The organism is Streptomyces rapamycinicus NRRL 5491 (genome assembly GCF_024298965.1).
Lineage (GTDB): Bacteria > Actinomycetota > Actinomycetes > Streptomycetales > Streptomycetaceae > Streptomyces > Streptomyces rapamycinicus.
Genome location: NZ_CP085193.1, coordinates 7336883 through 7358213 on the forward strand (window position 1 = coordinate 7336883; position 21331 = coordinate 7358213).

General features: G+C 72.7%; 24 protein-coding genes. 20 read left to right on the forward strand and 4 right to left on the reverse strand.

Going from position 1 to position 21331, the window contains the following annotated elements:
- Positions 1 to 77: 77 nt before the first annotated feature.
- Both LIV37_RS30920 and LIV37_RS30925 read left to right on the forward strand, forming a co-directional pair.
- Positions 78 to 641 carry an ABC transporter permease gene (locus LIV37_RS30920; RefSeq protein ID WP_243146274.1) on the forward strand — a complete coding sequence of 188 codons (564 nt, stop codon included), beginning with the start codon at positions 78 to 80 and terminating at the stop codon, positions 639 to 641.
- 26 nt (positions 642 to 667) lie between these two features.
- Positions 668 to 1720: an ABC transporter substrate-binding protein gene (locus LIV37_RS30925; RefSeq protein ID WP_020871019.1), complete on the forward strand. Its 1053-nt coding sequence runs from the start codon at positions 668 to 670 to the stop codon at positions 1718 to 1720.
- Between the two features lie 17 nt (positions 1721 to 1737).
- On the opposite strand, the gene LIV37_RS30930 is transcribed toward LIV37_RS30925, so the two are convergent.
- The 4 genes from LIV37_RS30930 to LIV37_RS30945 form a co-directional block, all read right to left on the reverse strand.
- The gene (locus LIV37_RS30930; RefSeq protein ID WP_020871020.1) at positions 1738 to 2988 is read right to left on the reverse strand and encodes an MFS transporter; all 1251 of its coding nucleotides are present in this window, start codon (positions 2986 to 2988) and stop codon (positions 1738 to 1740) included.
- Positions 2985 to 3767, reverse strand: a complete 783-nt coding sequence (locus tag LIV37_RS30935) for an LLM class F420-dependent oxidoreductase (protein ID WP_020871021.1) — start codon at positions 3765 to 3767, stop codon at positions 2985 to 2987. Before LIV37_RS30935 ends, LIV37_RS30930 begins: the two co-directional genes overlap by 4 nt.
- A 91-nt stretch (positions 3768 to 3858) precedes the next feature.
- On the reverse strand, positions 3859 to 4875 hold the full coding sequence (locus tag LIV37_RS30940) for a zinc-dependent alcohol dehydrogenase (protein WP_020871022.1): 1017 nt from the start codon (positions 4873 to 4875) through the stop codon (positions 3859 to 3861).
- Positions 4876 to 4950: 75 nt separating this feature from the next.
- On the reverse strand, positions 4951 to 6516 hold the full coding sequence (locus tag LIV37_RS30945) for an MFS transporter (RefSeq protein WP_020871023.1): 1566 nt from the start codon (positions 6514 to 6516) through the stop codon (positions 4951 to 4953).
- Positions 6517 to 6860: 344 nt separating this feature from the next.
- Here LIV37_RS30945 and LIV37_RS30950 point away from each other — a divergent pair, with 344 nt between their 5' ends.
- The 18 genes from LIV37_RS30950 to fabG all read left to right on the forward strand — a co-directional run bounded on the left by LIV37_RS30950 (position 6861) and on the right by fabG (position 21327).
- Positions 6861 to 7610 carry a helix-turn-helix transcriptional regulator gene (locus LIV37_RS30950; RefSeq protein ID WP_020871024.1) on the forward strand — a complete coding sequence of 250 codons (750 nt, stop codon included), beginning with the start codon at positions 6861 to 6863 and terminating at the stop codon, positions 7608 to 7610.
- A 284-nt stretch (positions 7611 to 7894) separates the two neighbouring features.
- On the forward strand, positions 7895 to 8146 hold the full coding sequence (locus tag LIV37_RS30955; RefSeq protein WP_020871025.1) for an acyl carrier protein: 252 nt from the start codon (positions 7895 to 7897) through the stop codon (positions 8144 to 8146).
- 39 nt (positions 8147 to 8185) lie between these two features.
- Positions 8186 to 9427, forward strand: coding sequence for a beta-ketoacyl-[acyl-carrier-protein] synthase family protein (locus LIV37_RS30960; protein WP_121824306.1), 1242 nt, complete (start codon positions 8186 to 8188; stop codon positions 9425 to 9427).
- Positions 9424 to 10569 carry a beta-ketoacyl-[acyl-carrier-protein] synthase family protein gene (locus LIV37_RS30965; RefSeq protein WP_020871027.1) on the forward strand — a complete coding sequence of 382 codons (1146 nt, stop codon included), beginning with the start codon at positions 9424 to 9426 and terminating at the stop codon, positions 10567 to 10569. Before LIV37_RS30960 ends, LIV37_RS30965 begins: the two co-directional genes overlap by 4 nt.
- Entirely contained in the window at positions 10566 to 11708 is a 1143-nt protein-coding gene (locus LIV37_RS30970) for a beta-ketoacyl synthase N-terminal-like domain-containing protein (RefSeq protein WP_020871028.1), read from the forward strand. The genes LIV37_RS30965 and LIV37_RS30970 overlap by 4 nt, the downstream gene beginning before the upstream one ends.
- On the forward strand, positions 11705 to 12697 hold the full coding sequence (locus tag LIV37_RS30975) for an acyl-CoA thioesterase family protein (protein ID WP_020871029.1): 993 nt from the start codon (positions 11705 to 11707) through the stop codon (positions 12695 to 12697). Before LIV37_RS30970 ends, LIV37_RS30975 begins: the two co-directional genes overlap by 4 nt.
- Complete coding sequence (locus tag LIV37_RS30980; protein ID WP_020871030.1) at positions 12697 to 13923, forward strand: beta-ketoacyl synthase N-terminal-like domain-containing protein; 1227 nt, start codon at positions 12697 to 12699, stop codon at positions 13921 to 13923. The genes LIV37_RS30975 and LIV37_RS30980 overlap by 1 nt, the downstream gene beginning before the upstream one ends.
- Positions 13920 to 15110 carry a beta-ketoacyl synthase N-terminal-like domain-containing protein gene (locus tag LIV37_RS30985; protein WP_121824305.1) on the forward strand — a complete coding sequence of 397 codons (1191 nt, stop codon included), beginning with the start codon at positions 13920 to 13922 and terminating at the stop codon, positions 15108 to 15110. The genes LIV37_RS30980 and LIV37_RS30985 overlap by 4 nt, the downstream gene beginning before the upstream one ends.
- Complete coding sequence (locus LIV37_RS30990; RefSeq protein WP_020871032.1) at positions 15107 to 15898, forward strand: SDR family oxidoreductase; 792 nt, start codon at positions 15107 to 15109, stop codon at positions 15896 to 15898. Before LIV37_RS30985 ends, LIV37_RS30990 begins: the two co-directional genes overlap by 4 nt.
- Positions 15895 to 16221, forward strand: a complete 327-nt coding sequence (locus LIV37_RS30995; protein ID WP_020871033.1) for a DsrE family protein — start codon at positions 15895 to 15897, stop codon at positions 16219 to 16221. The genes LIV37_RS30990 and LIV37_RS30995 overlap by 4 nt, the downstream gene beginning before the upstream one ends.
- Positions 16221 to 16628 carry a DsrE family protein gene (locus LIV37_RS31000; protein WP_121824304.1) on the forward strand — a complete coding sequence of 136 codons (408 nt, stop codon included), beginning with the start codon at positions 16221 to 16223 and terminating at the stop codon, positions 16626 to 16628. The genes LIV37_RS30995 and LIV37_RS31000 overlap by 1 nt, the downstream gene beginning before the upstream one ends.
- 3 nt (positions 16629 to 16631) lie before the next feature.
- Entirely contained in the window at positions 16632 to 17027 is a 396-nt protein-coding gene (locus LIV37_RS31005; protein WP_020871035.1) for a hypothetical protein, read from the forward strand.
- A gap of 50 nt (positions 17028 to 17077) precedes the next feature.
- Complete coding sequence (locus tag LIV37_RS31010; RefSeq protein WP_020871036.1) at positions 17078 to 18196, forward strand: beta-ketoacyl synthase N-terminal-like domain-containing protein; 1119 nt, start codon at positions 17078 to 17080, stop codon at positions 18194 to 18196.
- 37 nt (positions 18197 to 18233) lie between these two features.
- Positions 18234 to 19235, forward strand: a complete 1002-nt coding sequence (locus tag LIV37_RS31015; protein ID WP_020871037.1) for an ACP S-malonyltransferase — start codon at positions 18234 to 18236, stop codon at positions 19233 to 19235.
- A 33-nt stretch (positions 19236 to 19268) separates the two neighbouring features.
- Positions 19269 to 19523 carry an acyl carrier protein gene (locus LIV37_RS31020; protein ID WP_020871038.1) on the forward strand — a complete coding sequence of 85 codons (255 nt, stop codon included), beginning with the start codon at positions 19269 to 19271 and terminating at the stop codon, positions 19521 to 19523.
- A gap of 1 nt (position 19524) precedes the next feature.
- Positions 19525 to 19986, forward strand: coding sequence for a 3-hydroxyacyl-ACP dehydratase FabZ family protein (locus LIV37_RS31025; RefSeq protein ID WP_020871039.1), 462 nt, complete (start codon positions 19525 to 19527; stop codon positions 19984 to 19986).
- A complete protein-coding gene (locus LIV37_RS31030) occupies positions 19983 to 20489 on the forward strand; it encodes a 3-hydroxyacyl-ACP dehydratase FabZ family protein (protein ID WP_020871040.1) in 507 nt (168 codons plus the stop codon). The genes LIV37_RS31025 and LIV37_RS31030 overlap by 4 nt, the downstream gene beginning before the upstream one ends.
- A 34-nt stretch (positions 20490 to 20523) precedes the next feature.
- Positions 20524 to 21327 carry a 3-oxoacyl-ACP reductase FabG gene (fabG, locus tag LIV37_RS31035; protein ID WP_020871041.1) on the forward strand — a complete coding sequence of 268 codons (804 nt, stop codon included), beginning with the start codon at positions 20524 to 20526 and terminating at the stop codon, positions 21325 to 21327.
- The last annotated feature ends 4 nt before the right edge of the window (positions 21328 to 21331 follow it).

Here is a 21331-nt window from a genome sequence, read left to right on the forward strand (position 1 = left end):
CGGCTCCGCTGGACCTCGCGCGGCAATTCCTCGATGACGTCTTCCACGGTGATCTCGTCGACTACACCAAGGAGACGGTGTGGGAGGCGCTGGCGGGCAGCGGTATCGGCATCGGAGTGGCGCTGCCGCTCGGCTATCTGATCGCCCGCAGCGAGATCGCCGCGGCGGCCCTCCAGCCGTATGTGGCCGCCTCGCAGGCCATGCCCGCGGTGGCGCTGGCCCCCCTGCTGGCCCTGTGGATCGGGTACGGACTGCTGCCCATCGCGGTCCTCTGCGCGCTGCTGGTCTTCTTCCCCATCCTCGTCAACACCGTGCTGGGGCTGCGTTCGCTGGACCCCGATGTGATGGGGGCCGCGCGGGTGGACGGGGTGGGGTGGTGGGGGATGCTCTGGTACATCGAGCTTCCGCTCGCCCTGCCCAGCGTCCTCGCGGGGGTGCGCAACGGCCTCACGCTCTCCATCACCGGCGCGGTCGTCGGCGAATTCGTGATGGGCGGCGACGGACTGGGGCAGCTGCTGTCGGTGCAGCGCCAGGAGGCCGACACCATCGGACTGTTCTCGACGCTCGTCATGCTCGGCCTTCTCGCCGCCGTCTCGTACGGAGTGATCCGCCTGGTCGAGCGGCTCGTTCAGCGCGACTGACAACTTTCACCCAAGAGGAGAAGTACGTGCGTTTCGTGCAGACGTCCATGAGGCGTGCCCACAGACCTCGGGTCACGGGCGCGGCCGCCCTCGCCTCGGCGGTGGCGCTGGCCACTTTGACCTCATGCGCCGAGGAGCCGGAGAACGCGGGGGCCAAGGGCGGCGCAGGCATCACCGTGGGGCTGACCTACACCCCCAACATCCAGTTCTCGCCGTTCTACGTGGCCGCCGAAAAGGGCTACTACAAGGACGCCGGACTCAATGTGACACTGCGCCACCACGGCGCGGCCGAAGATCTCTTCGGGGCCCTCACATCGGGCAAGGAAGATGTGATCTACGCGGGCGGCGACGAGATGCTTCAGGCGCGCGCCAAGAATGTGCCCGTCGTGGACATCGCCACCTTTTACCAGAAATACCCGGTGGGGCTGATCGTGCCCAAGGAATCCGACATCCGGACCCCCGCCGACCTCAAGGGCCGGAAGATCGGCACCCCCGGTGCCTTCGGCGAGACCTATTTCGGTTTGCTGGCGCTCCTGAAGGAGGGCGGCCTTTCCACCAAGGACGCCAAGGTACAGAACATCGGCTTCACCCAGCAGGCGGCCCTCACCGGAAACAAGGTCGAGGGGGTGATGGGCTATCTGAACAATGACGCCGTCTCGTTCAGGGAGGCGGGCAAGGCCGTCCGGTCGATAACCCTCAACTCGGGCTCGGCGGGGGATCATCTGGTCGGCGTGGGTCTCGGCGCCAAGAAGAAGACGCTCGACAAGCGCGGCGACGACATCAAGAAGTTCGTCGACGCGTCTCTGCGCGGATTGCGCTATGCGATCGACCACCAGGACGAGGCCATCGAGCTCAGCGAGAAGTACGTACCGGGACTGCGCGGCGAGAAGCAGCGGAACAACGCCCGCGCGGTGCTCAAGGCCACCGCGCCGCTGATGAAGAACGACCAGGGCGAGCTGGGCGCGATCGACCCGCAGACCTGGACCCGGATGGCCGACTTCATGTACGACCAGGGGCTCCTGGAGAAGACCGTCACGCCTGAGGACGCCTACGACACGTCGTATCTGCCCAAGTCATAGCGGTGCTTGGACGGCGGTCAGACCGTCGTCCGGCTGCGCAGCGCGGCGGCCACCGTGAACGCGGCCGCCGCGCCAAGGGCGAGGGCCAGCCAGCCGCCCGTGGCCGAGGCGTTGGCCACGACGAACAGACCGATCGGCGGGCCGGAGGCGGTGCCCAGGTTCCAGGCCAGCGACGCCAGGGCGCTCGCCCGGCCCACCGCCTCCTCGCCCGACCAGCGCAGCAGCAGCGGATAGAAGGCGGAGGAGTACATCAGCTCGCCCGCCGCGAAGATCACCGCGAAGGCGAGCAGGAGTCCGTACCGCACGGCCGCCGGGGCCGTCTCCCCGGCCAGTGCCGCGCCCAGACCGCAGCCGAACGCCCCGGTCCACAGCACCGGCCCGGCGGCCAGGCTCACGGTCTCCGGCAGCCGTTCCAGCCGGCGGCGGAGCAGCGGCTGCAGGGCGATCAGGGCGAAGGAGTTGGCCGCCACCACCGTGCTGACCCAGCCCAGCGTGACCGCCATACGGTCGTGCATCAGCAGCGGTACGGTCGCCTCGATCTGGGTGAAGCCGACGATCGCGAAGAGCGCCTGGGCCAGGATCAGCAGCGCCATCGGGCGGGCCCGCAGCAGGGCCCGATAGGTCGGCCCGCCCCCGGACCCGGCCCGTTCCTCCGGCTTGGGCCGCGCCCGGGTCCGGGGCCGTACGCCCAGGATCACCGCGATCAGCGGCAGCGCCGCCAGCCCGTTGGCCAGGTACAGCCAGCGCAGCGCCCCTACCGGGGTGGCCGCGCCGTGCAGCGCGAGTCCCGCCGCGACCGAGCCCAGCCCGATCCCGGCGTTGTTGACGATGTGCCGGATGGCGAAGGCCGAGCGGCGGCCGCTCTCGGGGACGGCGGTGTCCACGATGCCCACGATCGAGGCGTAGAAGAGCCCGAAGCCCGCCCCGACGCACGCCCCCGAGGCGAGCACCAGCGGCACCGAACCGGCCGGTGCCAGCAGGGCGTACCCGACCGCGAGCGCCGCGCCGCCCAGCGCGCCCACCCGGTGCGGGCTGCCCCGGTCGGCCAGCGGCCCACCGGCCAGGGCGGCGGCGAAGCTGGCCGCGGCCATCGCGATGAAGTAGCCGCCCGCCGCCCGGCCACCGAGCCCCAGCAACTGGCTGATGTAGATCGAGGTGAACGGGAAGCACAGCCCGTTGCCCAGGCTGGAGAGCAGCAGCGCGCCCATGAGCAGGCCGAATCGGCGCCCCAGGGGCGTACGGGGCGCCGTGGCGCGTATGGCCGTCACGAGGTGAGCGCGGCCCGCACCTTGAGCAGCTCCTCGACCCTGCGCAGGTCGTACGGGGCCGGGAGGGAGAGCACCACATGGACCGCCCCGGCCTCGGCGAACCCCTCGACCAGCGGCAGCTGGTCCGGGTTGACCATCACCGTACGGGCCACCTCGCCCGGGTCCCGGCCGACCCGTTCGCACCACTCGTCCAGCACCCCGCTCAGCTCGCGGAACTCGGCGACCGGGTCCTCGGAGGCCCAGCCGTACCAGTTCCACCAGTCGGCCTCGCGGGCCACCAGCTGCAGGGTGCGCCGCCGCCCGGCGCCGCCGATCAGCAGCGGAAGCGGGCCCGCCGGGCCGGGGTTGAGCCTGGCCAGCCGCTCCTTGACGGCGGTGACGGACGCCGCGAAGGCGTCCATGCGCCCGGCCGGTCCGGGGAAGGGCAGCCCGTACTCGGTGTGTTCGGCCTCGAACCAGCCCGCGCCCAGGCCCAGCACCAGCCGCCCGCCGCTGAGCTGGTCGACGGTGCGGGCCATGTCCGCCAGCAGATGCGGATTGCGGAACGCGGTGCAGCTCACCAGCGGCCCGATGGTGGCCCGCCGGGTCTCGACCGCCATCGCGGACAGCAGCGACCAGCACTCGTAGTGCCGCCCGGCGGGGTCGCCGGTGTGCGGCAGGAAGTGGTCCCAGGTCCACAGCGAGTCGACCCCGATGGCGTCGGCATCCCGCCACGCGGTGCGCAGCTCGGCGATTCCGGTGTGCTGGGGGTGGAGTTGGACGCCTACGCGCAGGGACACGGAGGGGAATCCTTTCTCTTGGCTCTCTTGGCTCTCTTGGCGATTCGGGTCCTTTGCCGGTTCGCCCGCGGCGGGCGGGCGCCGCGGACGGCTACGGCGTGACGACGACCCGGTAGACGGGCGTCTCCGCGGCCTGCTTGAGCGCCTTCTCGACCTCGTCCAGCGAGTAGCGCGCCGTGACCAGCGTCTCCAGCCGCCCGGACAGCCGCCCGCCGCGCAGCAGTTCGGCGGCGGCCCGCCAGTCGTCCGGCTCATGGCTGAAGGAGCCGGTGACGGTCAGCTGGCGGCGGTGCACCTCATAGCCGGGCAGCTCGGCGGGCGGGCCGCCGGGGCCGCCGCCGTAGAGGACGACGGTGCCGCCGTCGGCGACCGCGGCGAGCGCCGAGGCGATGGCCTCCTTGGACGCGATGGTCACGAAGACCACGTCCGCCGGGGGCAGTTGCCCGACGTCCTCGGGCGTTACGGCCGCGTCGGCGCCCGCCGCCGCGATGGCGGCCAGCCGCTGCTCGTCCCGCTCGACCACCGCGACGCCGCGGGCCTGGAGATGCGCGGCGACGGCGAGGTGGAGATGGCCCATGTAGCCGGCGCCGATGACGGTGACCCGGTCTCCGGCGCGGAAGCCGCCGCGGCGCAGCGAGTGGACCACACAGGCCAGTGGCTCGCCCATGGCGGCCACGGCGGGGTCGGCGTCGCCGACCGACCACACCCGGGAGGCGGGCAGAACGATGTACTCGGCGAGCCCCGCGCCCATGGTGATCGCGCCGTCCTCGCGCTTGTGTCCCTGGAGCGCGACGCAGATGGCGGTCTGGCCGCGCCGGCAGCTGCGGCAGGCGCCGCAGCGCGGCAGTCCGTCGAGGGCGACCAGGGAGCCGACGGCGGGCATGTCCTCCAGCGCGGCGGCCTTGGCGCCGATCCGCTCGACCCAGCCGGATATCTCATGTCCGGCGGCGGCGGGGTAGACCGTCATCCGCCCCGCGTAGAGATTGGCCTCCATGGTGCAGATACCGCAGGCCGCGATGCGTACCAGCACCTCCGAGTCACCGATGTCGGGGACAGGTATCTCTCTGGTCTCCACCTGGCCTGCCGCCGTGATGACAGCTGTACGCATGTGAACTGCCTTCCCCGTTACGGATGTTGTGCCGGGAGGCTATGCCGGGGCGACGGGGGTGGCAAGGAAGAACGATCACATGCTGGATCGCGCTCCGGAAGATGTCCTGCGGAAGCCCCACCAGATGATCAGGGCTCCGGCCGCGGCGGCGGCCGCGCCGACGACGGAGGCCACGTGCATGGCGTGGACGAACCCCTCGTCGGCGATGTCCGACAGCCGGGGCAGCCGCATCTTCGCGCCGAGCAGCCGGGTGGCCTCGGGCGACTCCGCGGCGCCGTCGGCGGCACGGGACGGCAGTCCGCTCAGGCGCGGGGTGACCCGGTCGCGGTAGACGCTGACCAGGATCGAGCCGAGGACCGCCACCCCGAGGACGCCGCCGATCTGCCGCAGCGAGTTGTTGACGGCGGAGCCCGCGCCGGTCCGGTCGGCGGGGAGGATCGCCATGATGGCCTCGGTGGTGGGGGCGACGGCGGCGCCCATGCCCAGGCCCTGGAGGATGAGGAAGACCCAGAACAGCGGCAGTCCGCTGTGCTCGTCGAGGAACACGTAGGCGACGAAGCCGGTGGTGGCGATCAGCATGGCCGCGGTGACGACCGGGCGCACTCCGTAGGCCCGTACCAGCCTGGCCGAGAGCGGGGCGCCCAGCAGCACGCCGAGGGCGACCGGGGCGATGGAAAGCCCGCACTCCAGCGGGGTCTGGCCGTGGACGCCCTGGAGATAGAAGCTGGTGTAGTACATCGAGCCGTTGAGCCCGAAGAACGTGAGCATGACGGCGACGCTGGCGCCGGTGAAGCGGATGTCGCGGAAGAGCCTTACGTCGAAGCTGGGGTTGGCGACGCGCAGTTCGACGAGGACGAAGGCCGCGACCAGCAGCACACCCCCGGCCAGCGAGGCGACGATGGCCGGGTCGGTCCAGTCGTTGCGGTGGCCGCCCTCGATGACGCCCCAGACGATGGCGAAGAGCCCGGCGGTGGAGAGCAACACGCCCAGCGGGTCGAACTTCTGCCGCACCCGGGTGACCACACCGGGCAGGAACACGAACGATCCGGCCACGCACGCCACCACGATCGGCACGTTCACCAGGAAGACCGAACCCCACCAGAAGTGGTCGAGCAGCGCTCCGCTGAGCATCGGCCCGGTGGCGATCGCGATTCCACTGGAACCCGACCAGATGGCGATGGCGGTGGCCCGGTGCCGCTCGTCGAAGACCTGGGCGATCAGGGCGAGGGTCGCGGGCATGATCAGGGCGCTGCCGATGCCCATCGCGCCACGCGCCACGATCAGTTCGGTGGCCGAGCCGGAGTAGGCGGCCCAGGCGGAGGCCGCGCCGAAGACCACCATGCCGGTCAGCAGTAGGCGGCGGTGGCCGTAGCGGTCGGCGAGCACTCCGCCGGTGAACAGCAGCACCGCGAAGACCAGGGTGTAGGAGCTGATGCTCCACTGGAGCTGATTGGGGCTGGCGCCGAGCCCCTCGGTGGGGTCGGCCAGGGTCTTGAGGGCTACGTTCAGCACGGTGTTGTCCAGCCACACCGCGAGTTGGGACAGGACGAGCACCGAAAGGGCGAGCCATTGGCGACCGGTGGGGGAGTGTGAAGGACCGGCCTGGGTGGCATCGGTGGTCGCGGTGTTCTGTGCAGCCATGGGGGCGGCGCCTTTCGGGACCCAAGGCGTGGTGGGGGGTCCGCGTCGTATGGCAAGGGATGGCGTGCTGGCTCTAGAGGAAGTTACCAATCCGCCGAGCGGAGGCGCAGCCCCTTGCCGACACGGGGAGGTGTGGTGGCCGGAACGCGAGGGTATTTCCCGGCGGGAAGTGTCCCATAAGGAGCGATCTTCCTTGCCGTGTGCCAGGGGGCTCGTTACTGTTCCCGGAAAGGGAACGGGGGTGTCCTTTGAGCCATTTCGGAATTCAACCAAATGGGCGAGTGCCTATTGATGGATTTGACGGGGAGGTGGGCACGGGGGGCGCGGTTCGAACGGAGCCGGACATGGGGTCGGACAACCTGGAGGAGGCTCTGGGCCAGGCGTTACGCCTCCTGGAGTCCGCCGTGCACCACCACCGCCGCTCCGCGCTGGCCTCGGCATCCGCCGAACTGCCGGTGGACGGGGAGGCCGTGGCCGGGTGGGTGGCGCGGCTGGTGCTGCGCGCCGAGCGGGATGTGATCTGGAGTCTGCCGGAGGTCGCGGGCGAGGACCACGCCCGGCTGGTCGGGCAGACGCTCGCCCAGCTGGCGGGCAAGGGGGTCAGGACCCGGATGCTGTGCCCGCCGGCGGTCATCCGGGGCGCGGCGTGGCAGCGCTCGTTGGGCACCGTGGCGCGCCTGGAGGTGCGCGTCTTCGAAGGGGTGCGGCAGGAGTTGGTGGTCGTGGACGGCGCGGCCGTCATCGCGCCCGACGTCTCGCCGGGCGAGCCCGGCGGCTCCCGCGCCTCGATGATCCAGAACTCGACGGTGGCCGATATGCTGCATCAACTGCTGTGCGGCATGTGGGACACGGCCCAGCGCCCGATGCGGCCGCTGTCGTTCGAGGGCGGCGCGCGCGGCCGGGTGCTGCGCGAGGTGCTGACGCTGATGGCGGAGGGCTACAAGGACGACGCCGCGGCGCGCAAACTGGGCCTTTCGGTGCGTACCTACCGTCGCTATGTGGCCGACATCATGCGGGACCTCCAGGTCGAATCGCGGTTCCAGGCCGGAGTGCGCGCCGTGCGCGCCGGGCTGATGGAGGCCGACCCCGAGTAGGGGGGGCATCGCACCGGGGCGGCGGCCGGGTTGTTGGCGGTTTGAACGATATTGGCAGGCTTCTGTCCGCCGACGACCTGGCAGCTTCCTGCAGATTCCATCTTCTGACCGTGGAGTAACCGGCTGTCATCTGCAGCTTTATGACACGCCGACTAGTCGAACGCTGGTGTTCAGCGGGTGCGTGACAGCTAGTGGACTCTGGGGTTGTCCCCTCCCGGACCGGCGCCTAGCGTCAGCGGAAGCTTCGTCGCTTTGCCCATGCCCGAAAATGGAGGTGCGCGGTAATGACCGCCATCGTCGAAGAGCGTCGTGAAACCATCAAGGAAATCGTCACAGATATTCTTGAGATCGACCCCGACGAGGTCACCGAGACCAGTCTCTTCAAAGAAGAGCATGACGCGGATTCACTGCGTGCCATTGAAATACTCGCGGCATTGGAGAAAACCTTCAACATTGTCATAGACCAGTCCGAACTCAGCCGGATGGTAAACCTCCGGGGCGTCTATGAGGTTGTCTCCGACGCGGCGGGCTGGTGACCGCCGGATCCTGGCGGACTCCTCGGAAGGCAGGGCGAAATGCGTGGTGAGCCGGGTCGTAGGGTCGTTGTCACCGGCCTCGGGGCGGTGTCCGGCATCGGCATCGGCGCGGCGGAATTCCTCGCCGGACTGCGCGCCGGGAAGAGCGCGGCGGGGCCCATCACCGCGTTCGACACGGAGGGCTTCGACCGCTCTACGGCGTGTGAGGTCAAGGATTTCGAGCCGGACCGGTGGATTCGAAATCTCGATGTGCGGACGCTGGGCCGGGCGAGCCGGTTCTCGGTCGCGGCGGCCCGTATGGCGGTGGCCGACGCCGGATTCCCCGAGCCGGAGAGCGCGCTGCGCGACATCCCCTGTCTGATCTCCGTCGGCACGACCGACGGCGAGTCCAGGGACCTGGACCATCTGGTCGAGGAGGAAGTGGACCTGGGGCCCGAGCGGATGGACCCGACGGTCGCCCGGCGGGTGCCCGCCGGACGGCTGTCGAGCGCGATCGCCCAGGAGTTCGGCCTCACCCGCGCCGAGGCGGTCACCCTCCCCACCGCGTGCGCCGCCGGGAACTACGCGGTCGGCTACGGCTACGACGCCATCCGCGGCGGGGACGTGGACGTGGCGCTGTGCGGCGGGGCCGACGCGCTGTGCCGCAAGACCTTCACCGGCTTCTACCGTCTCGGCACCATCGCCCCCGAGCGCTGTCAGCCCTTCGACAAGGACCGCAAGGGCATCCTGACCGGCGAGGGCGCGGGCATCCTGGTGCTGGAGAGCCTGGAGTCGGCGCTGGCCCGCGGCGCCCGTATCTACGCCGAGGTGCTCGGCTACGGCCTCAACTGCGACGCGGACCACCCCGTGGCCCCCAACCAGGACAGCGTGGTCCGCTGTATGCGGCTCGCCCTGGACAACGCCCGCGTCAAGCCGGACGAGGTCGACTTCATCTCCGCGCACGGCACCGGCACCAAGGCCAACGACACCACCGAGGCCCGCGCCATCCGCCAGGTCTTCGGGGACGCCGCCCCGCCGCGCACGGTCTCCATCAAGTCGATGATCGGCCATTCCATGGGCGCCGCCGGGGCGTTGGCCTCGATCGCCTGCTCCCTCGCGCTCACCGAGGGCTTCATCCCGCCGACCATCAACCATGAGCACACCGACCCCGAGTGCGGACTGGACTGTGTGCCCAACCAGGCCGTGGCAGCGGACCTGAAGGTGGTCCAGAACAACGGGCTGGCCTTCGGCGGCAACAACGCCGTCGTCATCTTCGGCAAGGCCCGAGCGGACTGGTCATGAGCCAGCTGGTGACGGGCGCGGGCGCGGTGGCGAGCGTGGGCGAGGGCGTCGACGAGGTCTTCCGGGCCCTGTGCGCGGGCACCAGCGGACTCGGCGAACTGCGCGGCTTCGACCGGGAGCGGTACCGGACCCGCCACGCCTACGAGATCGACGACCGCCCCGCGCCCGGCACCGACCTCCCGGGCCGCGCCACCGACTGGCTGCTGCGCGCGGTCGGCGAGGCCGCGGCCCAGGCGGGACTCGGCGAGGACCTGAGCGAGGTGCCGGTCCTCATCGGCACCGGGCTGCGGGAACTGCGCTCGGCCGAGCTCGCCTGGCGCGACGGCACGCCCTTCGACATCGGGCGGCTGCACTTCGGCACCGCACTGCGGACACGTTTCGGCGCGGTGCGCACCCACACCTTCTCCGGGGCCTGTTCGGCCTCCCTCTACGCGCTCGCACTCGCCGCCGACCTGCTGACCACGGGGGCCGAGGACACCGTCGTGGTGGCCGGGGTCGACACCCTCACCGAGTCGATGTACGGGCTGCTGGACCGCGTCAACAGCGAACCCCCCGACCGCGTCCGGCCGTTCGACCGGGACCGCCGCGGGGTGCTGATGGGCGACGGCGCGGCCGCCGTGGTGCTGCGCCGGGAGGAGCCCGGCGCGGAGACCCGCGCGCTCGGCCGGGTGCGCGCCGTCAGCATGAACTGCGACGCGAACCATGTGACCGCCCCCGACCCGCGGGGCATCGCGCGGGCGGTGCACGAGGCGCAGTGGCGGGCGGGCGTCAAACCCGGCGACATCGACCTGGTGCTGCTGCACGGGACCGGCACCCAGCTGAACGACGCCGCCGAGGCCGCCGCCATCGCCGAGGTCTTCGGTCGCGAGGTCAGCGGGCCCCTGATGACCGCCATAAAGTGCATGACCGGCCACACCTCGGGCGGCTCCGGGCTGCTCAGCCTCATCGTCGCGCTGGAGTCCCTGGCCTCCGGCCGGGTGCCGCCCACCCTGGGCCTGGCCGAACCGCTGCCCGAGGCCGAGGCGTTCCGCTTCGTCCGGGAGGAGGCGCGGGAGGACGGGGATCTGCGGGTCGCGCAGATCGACGCGTTCGGCTTCGGCGGGGTCAACGCGGTCGCCATCGTCGAGAGGGCCGGCCGATGACGCATGGCCCCGGCGGAGTCGTCGTCACCGGCGTCGGCCTGGCCGTCCCCGGCGCCGGCACCCCCGAGGCGCTGCTGCGCCGCACCGCCTGCCCCGTCACCGGGCCCGCCCCCGAACCGTTCGACACCGCCGCCCGGATCGGCCGCCGGGGCCACCGCTACAAGGACCGGGCCACCCGGCTGGCGCTGTGCGCCGCACTGGAGGCGCTGCGGAACGCGGACCTGATCCCCGCCGACGGCGAGGAGGTGACCGTGCCCGGCGACACCGTCGGCGTGGTCGCCAGCTCCAACCTGGGCAACCTCGACACCGCCTGTCTCACCGCCGCCGCCATCGCCGAGCGGTCGGCCGTGGACCTCAGCCCCATGAGCCTGCCGAACGCCTCCAGCAATGTGATCGCCTCCTGGGTGGCCATCCGCCACGGGCTGCGCGGCCCCAATCTGATGCTGTGCAACGGGGCGACCTCCGGCCTGGACGCCGTGCACTGGGGCGCCGCGCTGGTCGCGGCGGGCCGGGTCCGGCGCGCGGTGGTGATCGGCGTGGAGACGCACAACGCCGTCGTGGCGGATCTGGTCGGCCGGCCCGCCGGTGAGCTGCTGGACGGCGCCGCCGCCGTCGTCGTCGAGGGCGCGCGCTGGGCCGGGGCCCGGGGGGCGCGAGCCGCCGCCGCCCTCGGGCCGTACGAACGGCGGGCCGGGCTCGGCGGCTGCGTCGAGGCCCTGCTGCCCGACGGTGCCGCCCCCGGCGTCTGGTTCACCCCCGAGCGTTACGCCGAGGGGCCCGCCGGGGCCGTTCCGGTGCCGGGGGCCGTGCCGCGCTACGACGTCACCGGTGCGGTGGGCCGGGCCTCCGGGGCCCTCGGGGTGTTCCAGTGCGCGGCGGCCGTCGGCTGGCTGGCCCGCGCCGGGGCCGGAGCTGAAGCCGGGGCCGGAGCCGGGCCGGAAGCGGGAGCCGGGAGCGTCTTCGAGGCCGCCGGCCCCGGGGCCGCGCCGGGCCCGGTGCCCGCGTCCCGTCAGGCGCTGATCACCAGCGGGGACGACACCGCGGACGCCGTGGCCGGACTGCTGCTGCGCCCCGCGCCCGACCGGTGCCCCCCGCGCCCCGCACGTGCCCCCCTTATCTCCATGGAGTGTTCCCGATGACCGCCGCCGCCCCGCCGATGTCGACCAAAGCCCTGCTGACGGACGTCACCACCGTCCGGCTGCGCCCGCGCTACGAGGGGTCGAACATCTGCACCTGGATCGGCTTCAAACACGTCAACTACCTCGTCGAGGAAGCCGTGCTGGTGCACTTCGCGGAGTCCGGTACGCCCGCCCGGCGGCTGTACGAGGAGCACGGCCTCGGGCTGGACGTCGTTGCCCTGGAGACCCGCATCCTGCACGCCTTCCACATGGACGACGTGGCCGAGGCCGAGGTGGTGCCGGACACCGAGGACGACGACCGCACCCTCGGCTTCCGGGTGACCCTCCGCGTGGAGCGCGACGGCTCGTTCCTCAAGGCCGTGGCCGCCAAGGCGCGGGTCTCGCTGCGCGCCGACACCTATCTGCCGGAGCTGGGTGAACCCCCCGCCGAATTCGCGCCGTTCGTGGTGGACCGGCTGGGGGCCGAGGCGCGCACGGGCGAGCTCGCGCCCATCCGGGTGCGGATGCCGGACGGGGACGAGGCCGCCGTCCTGGCGTCGCTGACCGAGGGCCGCAACGCCTACGCCTGGAAGTGGAACATCCCCTACCCCTACTGCCACTTCACCGAGCGGCTCCAGATGTCCGGCTATCTGCGACTGCTGGAGGAGGCCAAGGACCGCTTCGTCCTGGACCGCGGCATCTCCATCAAGACCCTGCTGGACGAACGCAAATGGATACCGGTCGTCCCCCAGTCCTCGGTGCGCGTCCTCGACGAGGCGGTGATGGAGGAGGACCTCTACTCCGTCTACACGGTCGAGGAGATCTTCAAGGACCTCACCTACACCGCCCGGATGGACTGCTTCGTGGTCCGCGACGGCGCGCTCACCCTCACCGCCACCGGCCGGATCACCCACGGCTACGCGGTGATCGACAACCGCAGCGACTGGCGGCTGGTCCCCTTCGACCGGCGGGTGCTGGACGCGCTCGGCGGAGAACAGAGCGGCACCTGATGGACGACGTACTGGTCACCGGCCTCGGCGCGCTGTCCCCGCTGGGCGCGGGTGTCGACGCCTTCTGGCGCGGGATGCACAAGGCGGACACCGCGCCGACGCGGGTCCCCGATCCGCTCGCCCACATGAACCATCCGCTGATGTACCTGGTGCCGGAGGCCGACCTTCCGGACGGGCCCGAGGAGCAGGACGGGCTGCCGCTGGGCCGCGGCTCGCGGTTCGCGCTCGCGGCGGCGCGCGAGGCGGTCGCCGACGCGGGGCTGGCCGCGCTGCCGGGGCCGGGCGAGAGGCCGGAGGCCGAGGGGCTCGATCCGCGCCGGGTGGCGGTCGCCCTCAGCACCGGTATGGGCGACACGGATCTGCACGAGGGCTGGTGGACCGGCGAGGCGCCCGCGTCCGGCCGCTGGGCGCCCCCCTTCCCGCCGGCCTCGGTGGTCGGCGGCTGGTTCGGCGCCCAGGGCGTCAACACCTGCGTCAGCAACGCGTGCGCCGCCAGCGGCTACGCGCTCTCGGTGGGCGCCGATCTGATCCGCTCCGGCGAGGCCGACGTGGTCATCGCGGGCGGCGCCGAGGCGTACTCCCGCGTTGCCCTGGCCTGCTTCAACCGGCTGGGCGCCATCGACCCCGAGCGCTGCCGCCCGTTCGCCGTCGAACGGCGGGGGACCGTCTTCGGTGAGGGTGCCGCCGTGCTCGTCCTGGAGTCCGCCACGCACGCCCGCGCGCGCGGCGCGCGCACCGTCTACGGTCGTCTGGCGGGCGCCGGCTGGAGCTGCGACGCCTACCACGCGACCGCTCCCGAGCCCTCAGGAGAGCAGATCGAGCGGGCGATGCGCGAGGCGCTCCGGGAGGCGGGGGCCGGGACCGGGTCCGGGGCCGGGCCGGGCGGGCTGGGGTTCGTGATCCCGCACGGCACCGGCACCGAGCGGGGCGACGTGGTGGAGAGCCGGGTGCTGGACGCGCTGACCCCCCGTACGCCCCTCTACAGCGTCAAGGCGCTCATCGGGCACACCGGCGGCGCGGCGGGCGCGTTCGCCGCGCTGGCCGCCGGCTTGGTGCTGCACCACAGGACGCTGCCGCCGAACGTGCCGGTCGGCGAGCGGGACCCGGAGTGCGCGGTGCCGCTGCCGTCCGGCTCCGCTCCCATGACCGGGGCGTACGGGCTGGTCAACGCCTACGCCTTCGGGGGCAACAACATCTCGCTCGTCTTCGGGGAGGCCGCCGCGTGAGCGACGCACATGCGGCCGCCGGGCCGCGGATGGCGACGAAAGCCGCGCCTCCGCGCCGCGTGGGCGGAGAAGCGAACGAGGAGGCAGTGCGCGACGAACCGGCCGTCGGCCTGGTGGTGACGGGCATCGGCACCGTGGGCGCGGACGGCTTCGACTTCCGTACGGCGCTCGGCCGGCACGGCTACAAATACCTGCCCGCCGCCTCCCAGTACTTCCTCGCCGCGGCCAAGCGCGCGCTGGCCCAGGCCGGCCCGGACGCCCTGGCGGCGGTCGGGCCCGAGGAGCGGGGCGCCGCGGTGGGCACCAACAGCGCGGCCGTCGCCCTGCACCACACGATGGACCGTACGGTCACGGCCACCGGGGCGGGCGATCTGTCCCCGGTCACCGCGCCCTACTTCTCCATCAACCTCTTCGGCAGCCGACTGGCCACCGAACACGACCTCAAGGGCTTCAACCTCACCTTCACCAGCCCCCGGATCGCGGGCCTGGAGGCCCTCCAGACCGGCCAGCGCGCCCTCGCCACCGGCCGGGCCCGGCGGCTGCTGGCCGGGGCCACCGAGGAGACGCTGCCCGAGGGCGAGCCCGGCGCGGACACCTCGGAGGCGGGGGCCGTCGCGCTGGTCCTGGAGCCCGAACCGGCCGCCCGCAGCCGTGGGGTGGCGGTGCTGGGCCGGGTGGGCGTCCGCTCGTTCTTCCTGCCGCCGAAGGTGGCCGCCTCCGCCGAGGGGGCCGAGCGGGCCGCGGCGCTGCTGCGGGACGCGCTGGACGCCCTCGGCCACCGGCCGGACCGGCCCCTGGCCGTCACCGCCGTCCTCGACGGCTCCCCGGTCGGCGAGGCCTTGGCGGCGGCGCTGGACGAGAAGGCGCTGGGCGGGTGGACTCTGGCGGGCGAGCCCGAGCGGGTCCCGGCGGGCGCGGGCGCCCTGGAGCCGGTGGCGCGCGTGGCCGTCGCCCTCGGCGCGCCGGACGGCCACCCCCACGCCGTGGTCACCGCGGCGGCCGAGGGGAACGCCGCCGTCTGCCTGGTGACCCCGGGTGCCGCCGTCTGCCTGGTGCCCCCGGGCGCCCAGCTGAACGCAGCTTCCGGAGCCGAAGCGAGCGCCATGCCGGACGCGCCCGCCGGAGGCGAAGCGAGCGCCGGAGGCGAGCAGCCCATGAGCGGACGACGGAGGGCGAGCGACCGATGATCACCCGACTCGAAGGTTCCTGGTGCCTGGTCCTGGGCGCCTCCAGCGGTATGGGCCTGGCCATCGCCCATGAACTGGCCCGCGAGGGCGTCCACATCCTCGGCGTCCACTTCGACACCACCGACGGCCAGGAGAAGGCCGCCGTCGCCCGGGAGGAGATGCGCGGCCACGGCGTCCAGGCCCATTACTTCAACGCCAACGCGGCCTCCGCCCGCACCCGCGAGGAGCTGCTGCCCCGGTTCGAGGAGCTGACCGGCGGCGCGGGCATCCGGATCGTGGTGCACTCCCTCGCCTTCGGCACCCTGCTGCCGTACGTCGGCGCCGAGGGCCAGGACAGCCTGACCGCCCGCCAGATGAACATGACGCTCGATGTGATGGCGCATTCGCTCGTCTACTGGACCCAGGACCTGTTCACCGCGGGGCTGCTGCGCCAGGGCGCCAAGGTGTACGCGATGACCAGCGCCGGGGGCGCCAGGGTGATGCCCCACTACGGCGCCGTGTCCGCCGCCAAGGCCGCCCTGGAGTCCCATGTGCGCCAGCTCGCCCTGGAGCTCGCCCCCTCCGGCATCGCCGTCAACGCGCTGCGCGCCGGGGTCACCCCGACCCCGTCCATGGAGCGCATCCCCGGCAGCGACCGGCTCGCCGCGTACGCCCGGGACCTCAATCCGCACCGGCGGCTGACCCGGCCCGAGGACGTCGCCGAGGCCGTCTCGCTGCTCTCGCGCACCGACTCCTCCTGGATCACCGGCAATGTGATCGGCGTGGACGGCGGTGAGCTGCTGACATGACGGCCCATCTGCTGATCGAGAGCGGCGGGCCGCAGACCGGACCCGCCTGCGAGCGGTTCCTCGGCGATGCCGCGCGGCTGGCCAGGGACGGCCACCAGGTGGTGCTGTTCCTCGTGGAGAACGGCGTGACCGCCGCCGTCCCCGGCACCGCCCCGGGCGTCGAGACCTTCCTGAGCGACGGCGGCGAGCTGTGGGTGGACACCTTCTCCGCCGCCCAGCGCGCCCTGCCCGCCGACGATCTGACGCCCCGGGCGCGGCTGGTGGAGATGGACGACGTGGCCGCCAAGCTGCTGGAGCCGCGGATCAGGGCGGTGTGGCACTGATGCCCAGGCCCGTCCCCCGTACCGATGTACTGCTCAACCTCTTCGGCGCGCCCCACCAGACCGACCTGGTCACCTCGGCGCTCCGGCTGGCGGCCGCGCTGCTCGCCCGCGGCGCCCGGGTGCAGATCTGGACCTGCGGCGACGCCACCCGGCTGACCGGCGCCGCCCTCGGCGACACCAAACCGCGCGACTACACCGACCTGGGGCGCGAGCACCCCTCCACCGCCCGGGTCGTCCGCGAGCTGATCGAGGACCACCCCGACCGGTTGTACTGGTACGTGTGCCGCTTCTGCGCCGAGGAGCGCGGCGCCGCCGAGCAGATCCCGCAGGTCCGCACGCGGGCGCCGTTCGTCTTCGCCGAGCATGTGAACGCGGCGGACAAGAGCCTGCTCATGGGGGTGTGCTGAGCCATGGGCGACCAGGCGCGCTGGCTGCTGATCGTGGAGAAGGCGTACCGGGGCTCGATCGAGACCCAGTACGCCGACGTGCTGTACTGCGTGCCCGATCTGCACCGGCAGAGCGGCGGCTGCGATCTGGCGCTGCGCGGCCCCGCCGCCGGCTACGCCCTCGACACCGGCCCCCGGCCCTCGCTGCGCCTCGGCGGCCGCACCCTGGACACCCTGCCCCATCCGCCCACCTCCGTGGCGAAGCTGCTGGCCGCCGGGGTGACCGTGCTGGTCGAGGAGGACGGTCTGGCCGCGCTCGGCCGCACCGCCGCCGAGCGGCTGCTGCCCGGCGTACGCGTCATCGGGGGCGACGACCTCGCGGCCCGCTGGCCCTCCTACGAACAGGTGTGGTTCCTGTGACCCGCCCCTCCCACGGCCCCTTGGCCCCAACCGAAGGAGTACCCGTACCCATGGTCAACGCCCCCTCCGGGGCAGCCCCGGTCATCTCGGCCTGGACCGCCGTATCGCCCCTGGGACTGCGCGGGGCCGACTTCACCGCGGCCCTGCGGTCCGGCCGCTCGGCCGCCCGGCCGCTGGACCCCGAGGAGTGGTCGGCGCCGTTCCGCGAGGCGAGCCTCGTGCCCGACTTCCACATCCGGCAGATCCTCGGCCGCAAGGGCACCCGCTCCATGGACCGCGCCACCGGCCTCGCCGTCACCGCGATACGCCATCTGCTGACCGGGGAACGGGAGTACGGCGAGGGCGAACGGCTGCCGGGGGTGGGCGAGGAGACCGGTCTCGCGCTCGGCACCAGCACCGGCTCCGCCCAGAGCATCATGGACTTCACCCGGGACTCGCTGGTGGGCGAGAAGCCCTTCTACGTGGACCCGGCCCGGTTCCCCAACACCGTGATGAACTGCGCGGCCGGCCAGTCCGCCATCTGGCACGGGCTCAGGGGCCCCAACACCACCATCGCGGGCGGCCGCGCCACCGGGCTGCTCGCCCTGCGGTACGCGATGCGGCTCCAGCGGGCCGGACGGGCCGAGGCCGTGCTGTGCGGGGCGGTCGAGGAGTTCTCCTCCGCCCGCGCCTGGCTGGAGTGGCACGCCCGCGCGGACGAGAACAGCGCCGCCGTGCTCGGCGAGGGCGCGGCCGTATGGCTGCTGGAGCCCGAAGCCTCGGCGCGCGAGCACGGCCGCGACGGGCTCGCCGAGGTGGTGGGCCTGGAGTTCGGCTGCGCCGCGGACGCGAAGGCCGCCCGTACGGTGCTCGCCGAGGCGATCGGGCGGCTGCTGGACCGCACCGGGGTGACCCCCGGTGAGCTGAGCGCCGTCGCCGACTCCGGCGCCCCCGGCGCCGAGGGGGAGGCCGAACTCGCCGCCCTCGCCGCCGCCCTCGGCGGCAAGGAGCCGCCGCGGATCACGGCCGCCGACACCATCGGGGACACCTGCGCCGCCGCGGCGGCCTTCCAGATCGCCGCCGTGCTCGCGATGGCCGAGCGCAAGGAGATCCCCTCCGGCGGAACCGCCCTGGTCACCACCGTGGACCGGGACGGTGTGGTCGGCGCGGCCCTGCTGCGGATCCGGTGACGGGCCGCCGCCCCCTGAACTGAAGGAGCTGGTTGAGATGACGGACCGAGAGACGATGGCCGGGCCGCCCGCGGCCCCCGGCGGCCAGGCGCCCCGTACGGCGCTGGTCTTCCCCGGGCAGGGCGCCCAGAAGGCGGGCATGGGCGAGGCGTGGCGGGACACCGCGTCCTGGGCGGCGGTGGCGGAGATCTCCGAGTACACCGGTGTCGACGTCGAGGAACTCCTGCTGAAGGCCGACGACGAGACGCTGCGCCGCACCGACCTCGCCCAGATCGCCGTCTTCACCATCGAGGTGCTCGCCCACCGCGAGGCGGAGGCCGCCGGACTGCTGGGCGGCGTGGTGGCCTGCGCCGGGCACAGCCTGGGCGAGTACACCGCGCTGCACGCCGCCGGGGCCGTGCCGCTCGCCGACACCGCCCGCCTCGTCGCCGCCCGCGGCCGGGCCATGCGCGGCTGCGCCGAGGAGTCGCCCGGCACCATGGCCGCCGTGGTGCGGCTCGGCCCGGAGACCGTGGAGGCGCTGGTCGCCCGGGTCCAGGAGGAGGGCGGTCAGGAGGACGGCGGCCAGGTCTGGATCGCCAATGTGAACGCGCCCGGCGCCATCGTGCTCTCGGGCACCGCCGAGGCCGTCGACCGGCTCGCCGAACTGGCCGTGGAGAGCGAGGGCAAGGTGATCCGGCTCGCCGTCGGCGGCGCCTTCCACAGCCCGCTGATGGCCGCCGCCGCCGACGAACTGCGCGAGGCCCTGGCCGCCGTGGACTTCGCCCCCGAGCACACCCCGGTCGTCGCCAACGTGGACGCCCGGCCGTACGCGAGCGGCGAGCACTGGCGGGACCTCGAACTGGCCCAGCTCACCAGCCCGGTGCGCTGGGAGGAGAGCGTCCGCACCCTCGCCGGCGAGCTGGGCTGCGTCCGGTTCGTGGAGCTGGGCCCCGGGCGCCAGCTGACCGGCATGATCCGCCGGATCGCGGACGGCGCGCTCACCGTCCCGGTCGAGTCGGCCGCCGCCCTCGCCAAGCTCACCACCCCCGAACCCTGAGCCCCACGCTCTGAGAGCGGAAGGAGACCCCGCATGGCCGACGCCACCGCCGCCCTGGACATGGACGAGCTGCGCACCTTCGTCGCGGATGTGCTCGACGTGGACGAGGAGGACGTCACCGACGACGCCGACTTCGTCAAGACCCTCGGCGTGGACTCCCTGATGGCCCTCGAGGTCATGGTCGTCCTGGAGAAGAAGTACTCGGTGAAGCTGGAGGAGCGGGAGATGAAGGACATCACCACGCTCCGGAAGGTGCACGACCTGCTCGCCTCGAAGATGGGGAAGTGAGATGACGGTGGCCGCGTGCGGGCCGGTGGACGGCACCGTGGAGATCGTGGACCCTGGCCTCCCCGGTGAGCGGCCCGCCCGGTGCGTGGCCGTGGTCGGCGCGTCGGAGAAGGTGTTCGCCGGGCACTTCCCGGGGTTCGCCATCTTCCCCGGGGTGTGTGTCGTGGAGTACGTCCAGCGCGGCGCCCTCGCCACCATGCCGGAGCGGGAACCGGGCGGGCGCTGGGTCCTGGCGGCCGTCGAGTCCTCCCGCTTCCTCAGCCCGGTCTACCCCGGTGACGAGCTGACCAGCGAATACGTCTGGTCGCGCAAGGACGGTGGCTGGCGCTGCCGGGCCTCGGCGGCCACCGGGCGCGGGACCGCCGCGCAGATAAGGCTGCGCTTCGAGAACCGGGACGCCCCGGGCGCGGCGGCCGGGGCGGGGGAGCGGAGCGACCAGGACCGAGGAGCGGACGCCGGATGATCACCGTCGATGAGATCAAGCGGATGCTGCCGCACCGCTACCCCATGCTGCTGGTCGACCGGGTCACCGAGCTGGTGCCGGGCGAGCGGGCGAGCGGGCTGAAGGCGGTCACCTGCAACGAGCCCTGGTACGAGGGGATGCCGGACACCGCGTCCGAGGAGGACTACCACTATCCGTGGACGGTGCTCATCGAGTCCTGGTGCCATGTGGCCGGGGTGCTGGTCACCTGGGACCGGCCCAACCCCGACGTGCGCTCGGGCAAGGCGATGCTGCTGGGCGGCATCGCGGACGCCGAGTTCCACCGACCGGTGGTGCCCGGCGACGTGGTGGAGCATCATGTGCGGCTGGCCCGCCAGGTCGGCGAGACCTACGTCTTCGAGGGCGAGAGCCTGGTCGGCAAGGAGACCGCCCTCACCATAGGGCGGCTGACGATGACCATGCGCCCGGCCTCCGACCTGGCCGCCCCGCCAGTGCCTGATCCGCCCGTGCCCGATCCGCGCTGACCGCACACCACTCCCGGGAGAAGGACCTCACCGTATGTCCGACCGAATATCCGACGACACGGACCGCGCATCCGGTGACGAGGAGCCGACGCCTGACGAGAAGCCGGCGCCGCGCGTCGCGCTGGTCAGCGGCGGCTCCCGCGGCATAGGCCGGGCCACCGTGCTCCGGCTGGCCCGGGACGGTTTCGATGTGGCGTTCTGCCATCGATCGAGCCCCGACGCCGCCCGCGAACTGGAGGAGGAGGCGGCGCGGCGCGGCGGCGGGCGGGTGCTCGGCCGGCAGACGGACGTCCGCGACGCGGGCGCGGTGCGCGAGCTGGTCGCCTTCACCGAGGAGTCGCTCGGCCCGGTCGAGGTCGCGGTCACCTCCGCCGGGATCGCCCGGGACAATCCGCTGCTGCTGATGACGGACGAGGAGTGGCGCGGCGTCCTGGAGGTCAACCTGGACGGCACCTATCACCTGTGCCGTTCCGTGGTGTTCGGAATGATGAAACGCAAGTCCGGATGCGTCATCAACATCTCGTCCGTGGCCGGTGTCCACGGCAATGCGACCCAGAGCAATTACGCGGCCTCCAAAGCGGGGATCATCGGCTTCACCAAGTCGCTCGCCAAGGAGGTCGGCCGGTACGGCATTCGAGCCAATGTGGTGGCACCCGGCTTCGTCGAGACCGATATGACGGCCGAGCTCTCCGACCGGGTGCGCAAGGAGGCGGAGCAGAGCATCCCGCTGCGCCGCTTCGGCCGTCCCGAGGAGGTGGCCGACACGGTCGCGTACCTGGCCGGAGCGGAATATGTGACCGGTGCGGTGTTCCAGGTGGACGGCGGCATCGTCCTCTGACTGC

What these genes read in the sequence shown, in the direction of transcription:
- LIV37_RS30960 (WP_121824306.1), top strand. Translation starts at nt 8,186, where the DNA reads ATGCGTGGTGAGCCGGGTCGTAGGGTCGTTGTCACCGGCCTCGGGGCG.
- LIV37_RS30980 (WP_020871030.1), top strand. Translation starts at nt 12,697, where the DNA reads ATGGACGACGTACTGGTCACCGGCCTCGGCGCGCTGTCCCCGCTGGGC.
- LIV37_RS30970 (WP_020871028.1), top strand. Translation starts at nt 10,566, where the DNA reads ATGACGCATGGCCCCGGCGGAGTCGTCGTCACCGGCGTCGGCCTGGCC.
- LIV37_RS30995 (WP_020871033.1), top strand. Translation starts at nt 15,895, where the DNA reads ATGACGGCCCATCTGCTGATCGAGAGCGGCGGGCCGCAGACCGGACCC.
- LIV37_RS31000 (WP_121824304.1), top strand. Translation starts at nt 16,221, where the DNA reads ATGCCCAGGCCCGTCCCCCGTACCGATGTACTGCTCAACCTCTTCGGC.
- LIV37_RS30940 (WP_020871022.1), bottom strand. Translation starts at nt 4,875, where the DNA reads ATGCGTACAGCTGTCATCACGGCGGCAGGCCAGGTGGAGACCAGAGAG.
- fabG (WP_020871041.1), top strand. Translation starts at nt 20,524, where the DNA reads ATGTCCGACCGAATATCCGACGACACGGACCGCGCATCCGGTGACGAG.
- LIV37_RS30955 (WP_020871025.1), top strand. Translation starts at nt 7,895, where the DNA reads ATGACCGCCATCGTCGAAGAGCGTCGTGAAACCATCAAGGAAATCGTC.
- LIV37_RS31020 (WP_020871038.1), top strand. Translation starts at nt 19,269, where the DNA reads ATGGCCGACGCCACCGCCGCCCTGGACATGGACGAGCTGCGCACCTTC.
- LIV37_RS31025 (WP_020871039.1), top strand. Translation starts at nt 19,525, where the DNA reads ATGACGGTGGCCGCGTGCGGGCCGGTGGACGGCACCGTGGAGATCGTG.
- LIV37_RS30975 (WP_020871029.1), top strand. Translation starts at nt 11,705, where the DNA reads ATGACCGCCGCCGCCCCGCCGATGTCGACCAAAGCCCTGCTGACGGAC.
- LIV37_RS31010 (WP_020871036.1), top strand. Translation starts at nt 17,078, where the DNA reads ATGGTCAACGCCCCCTCCGGGGCAGCCCCGGTCATCTCGGCCTGGACC.
- LIV37_RS31015 (WP_020871037.1), top strand. Translation starts at nt 18,234, where the DNA reads ATGACGGACCGAGAGACGATGGCCGGGCCGCCCGCGGCCCCCGGCGGC.
- LIV37_RS30965 (WP_020871027.1), top strand. Translation starts at nt 9,424, where the DNA reads ATGAGCCAGCTGGTGACGGGCGCGGGCGCGGTGGCGAGCGTGGGCGAG.
- LIV37_RS30950 (WP_020871024.1), top strand. Translation starts at nt 6,861, where the DNA reads ATGGGGTCGGACAACCTGGAGGAGGCTCTGGGCCAGGCGTTACGCCTC.
- LIV37_RS30945 (WP_020871023.1), bottom strand. Translation starts at nt 6,516, where the DNA reads ATGGCTGCACAGAACACCGCGACCACCGATGCCACCCAGGCCGGTCCT.
- LIV37_RS30990 (WP_020871032.1), top strand. Translation starts at nt 15,107, where the DNA reads ATGATCACCCGACTCGAAGGTTCCTGGTGCCTGGTCCTGGGCGCCTCC.
- LIV37_RS31030 (WP_020871040.1), top strand. Translation starts at nt 19,983, where the DNA reads ATGATCACCGTCGATGAGATCAAGCGGATGCTGCCGCACCGCTACCCC.
- LIV37_RS31005 (WP_020871035.1), top strand. Translation starts at nt 16,632, where the DNA reads ATGGGCGACCAGGCGCGCTGGCTGCTGATCGTGGAGAAGGCGTACCGG.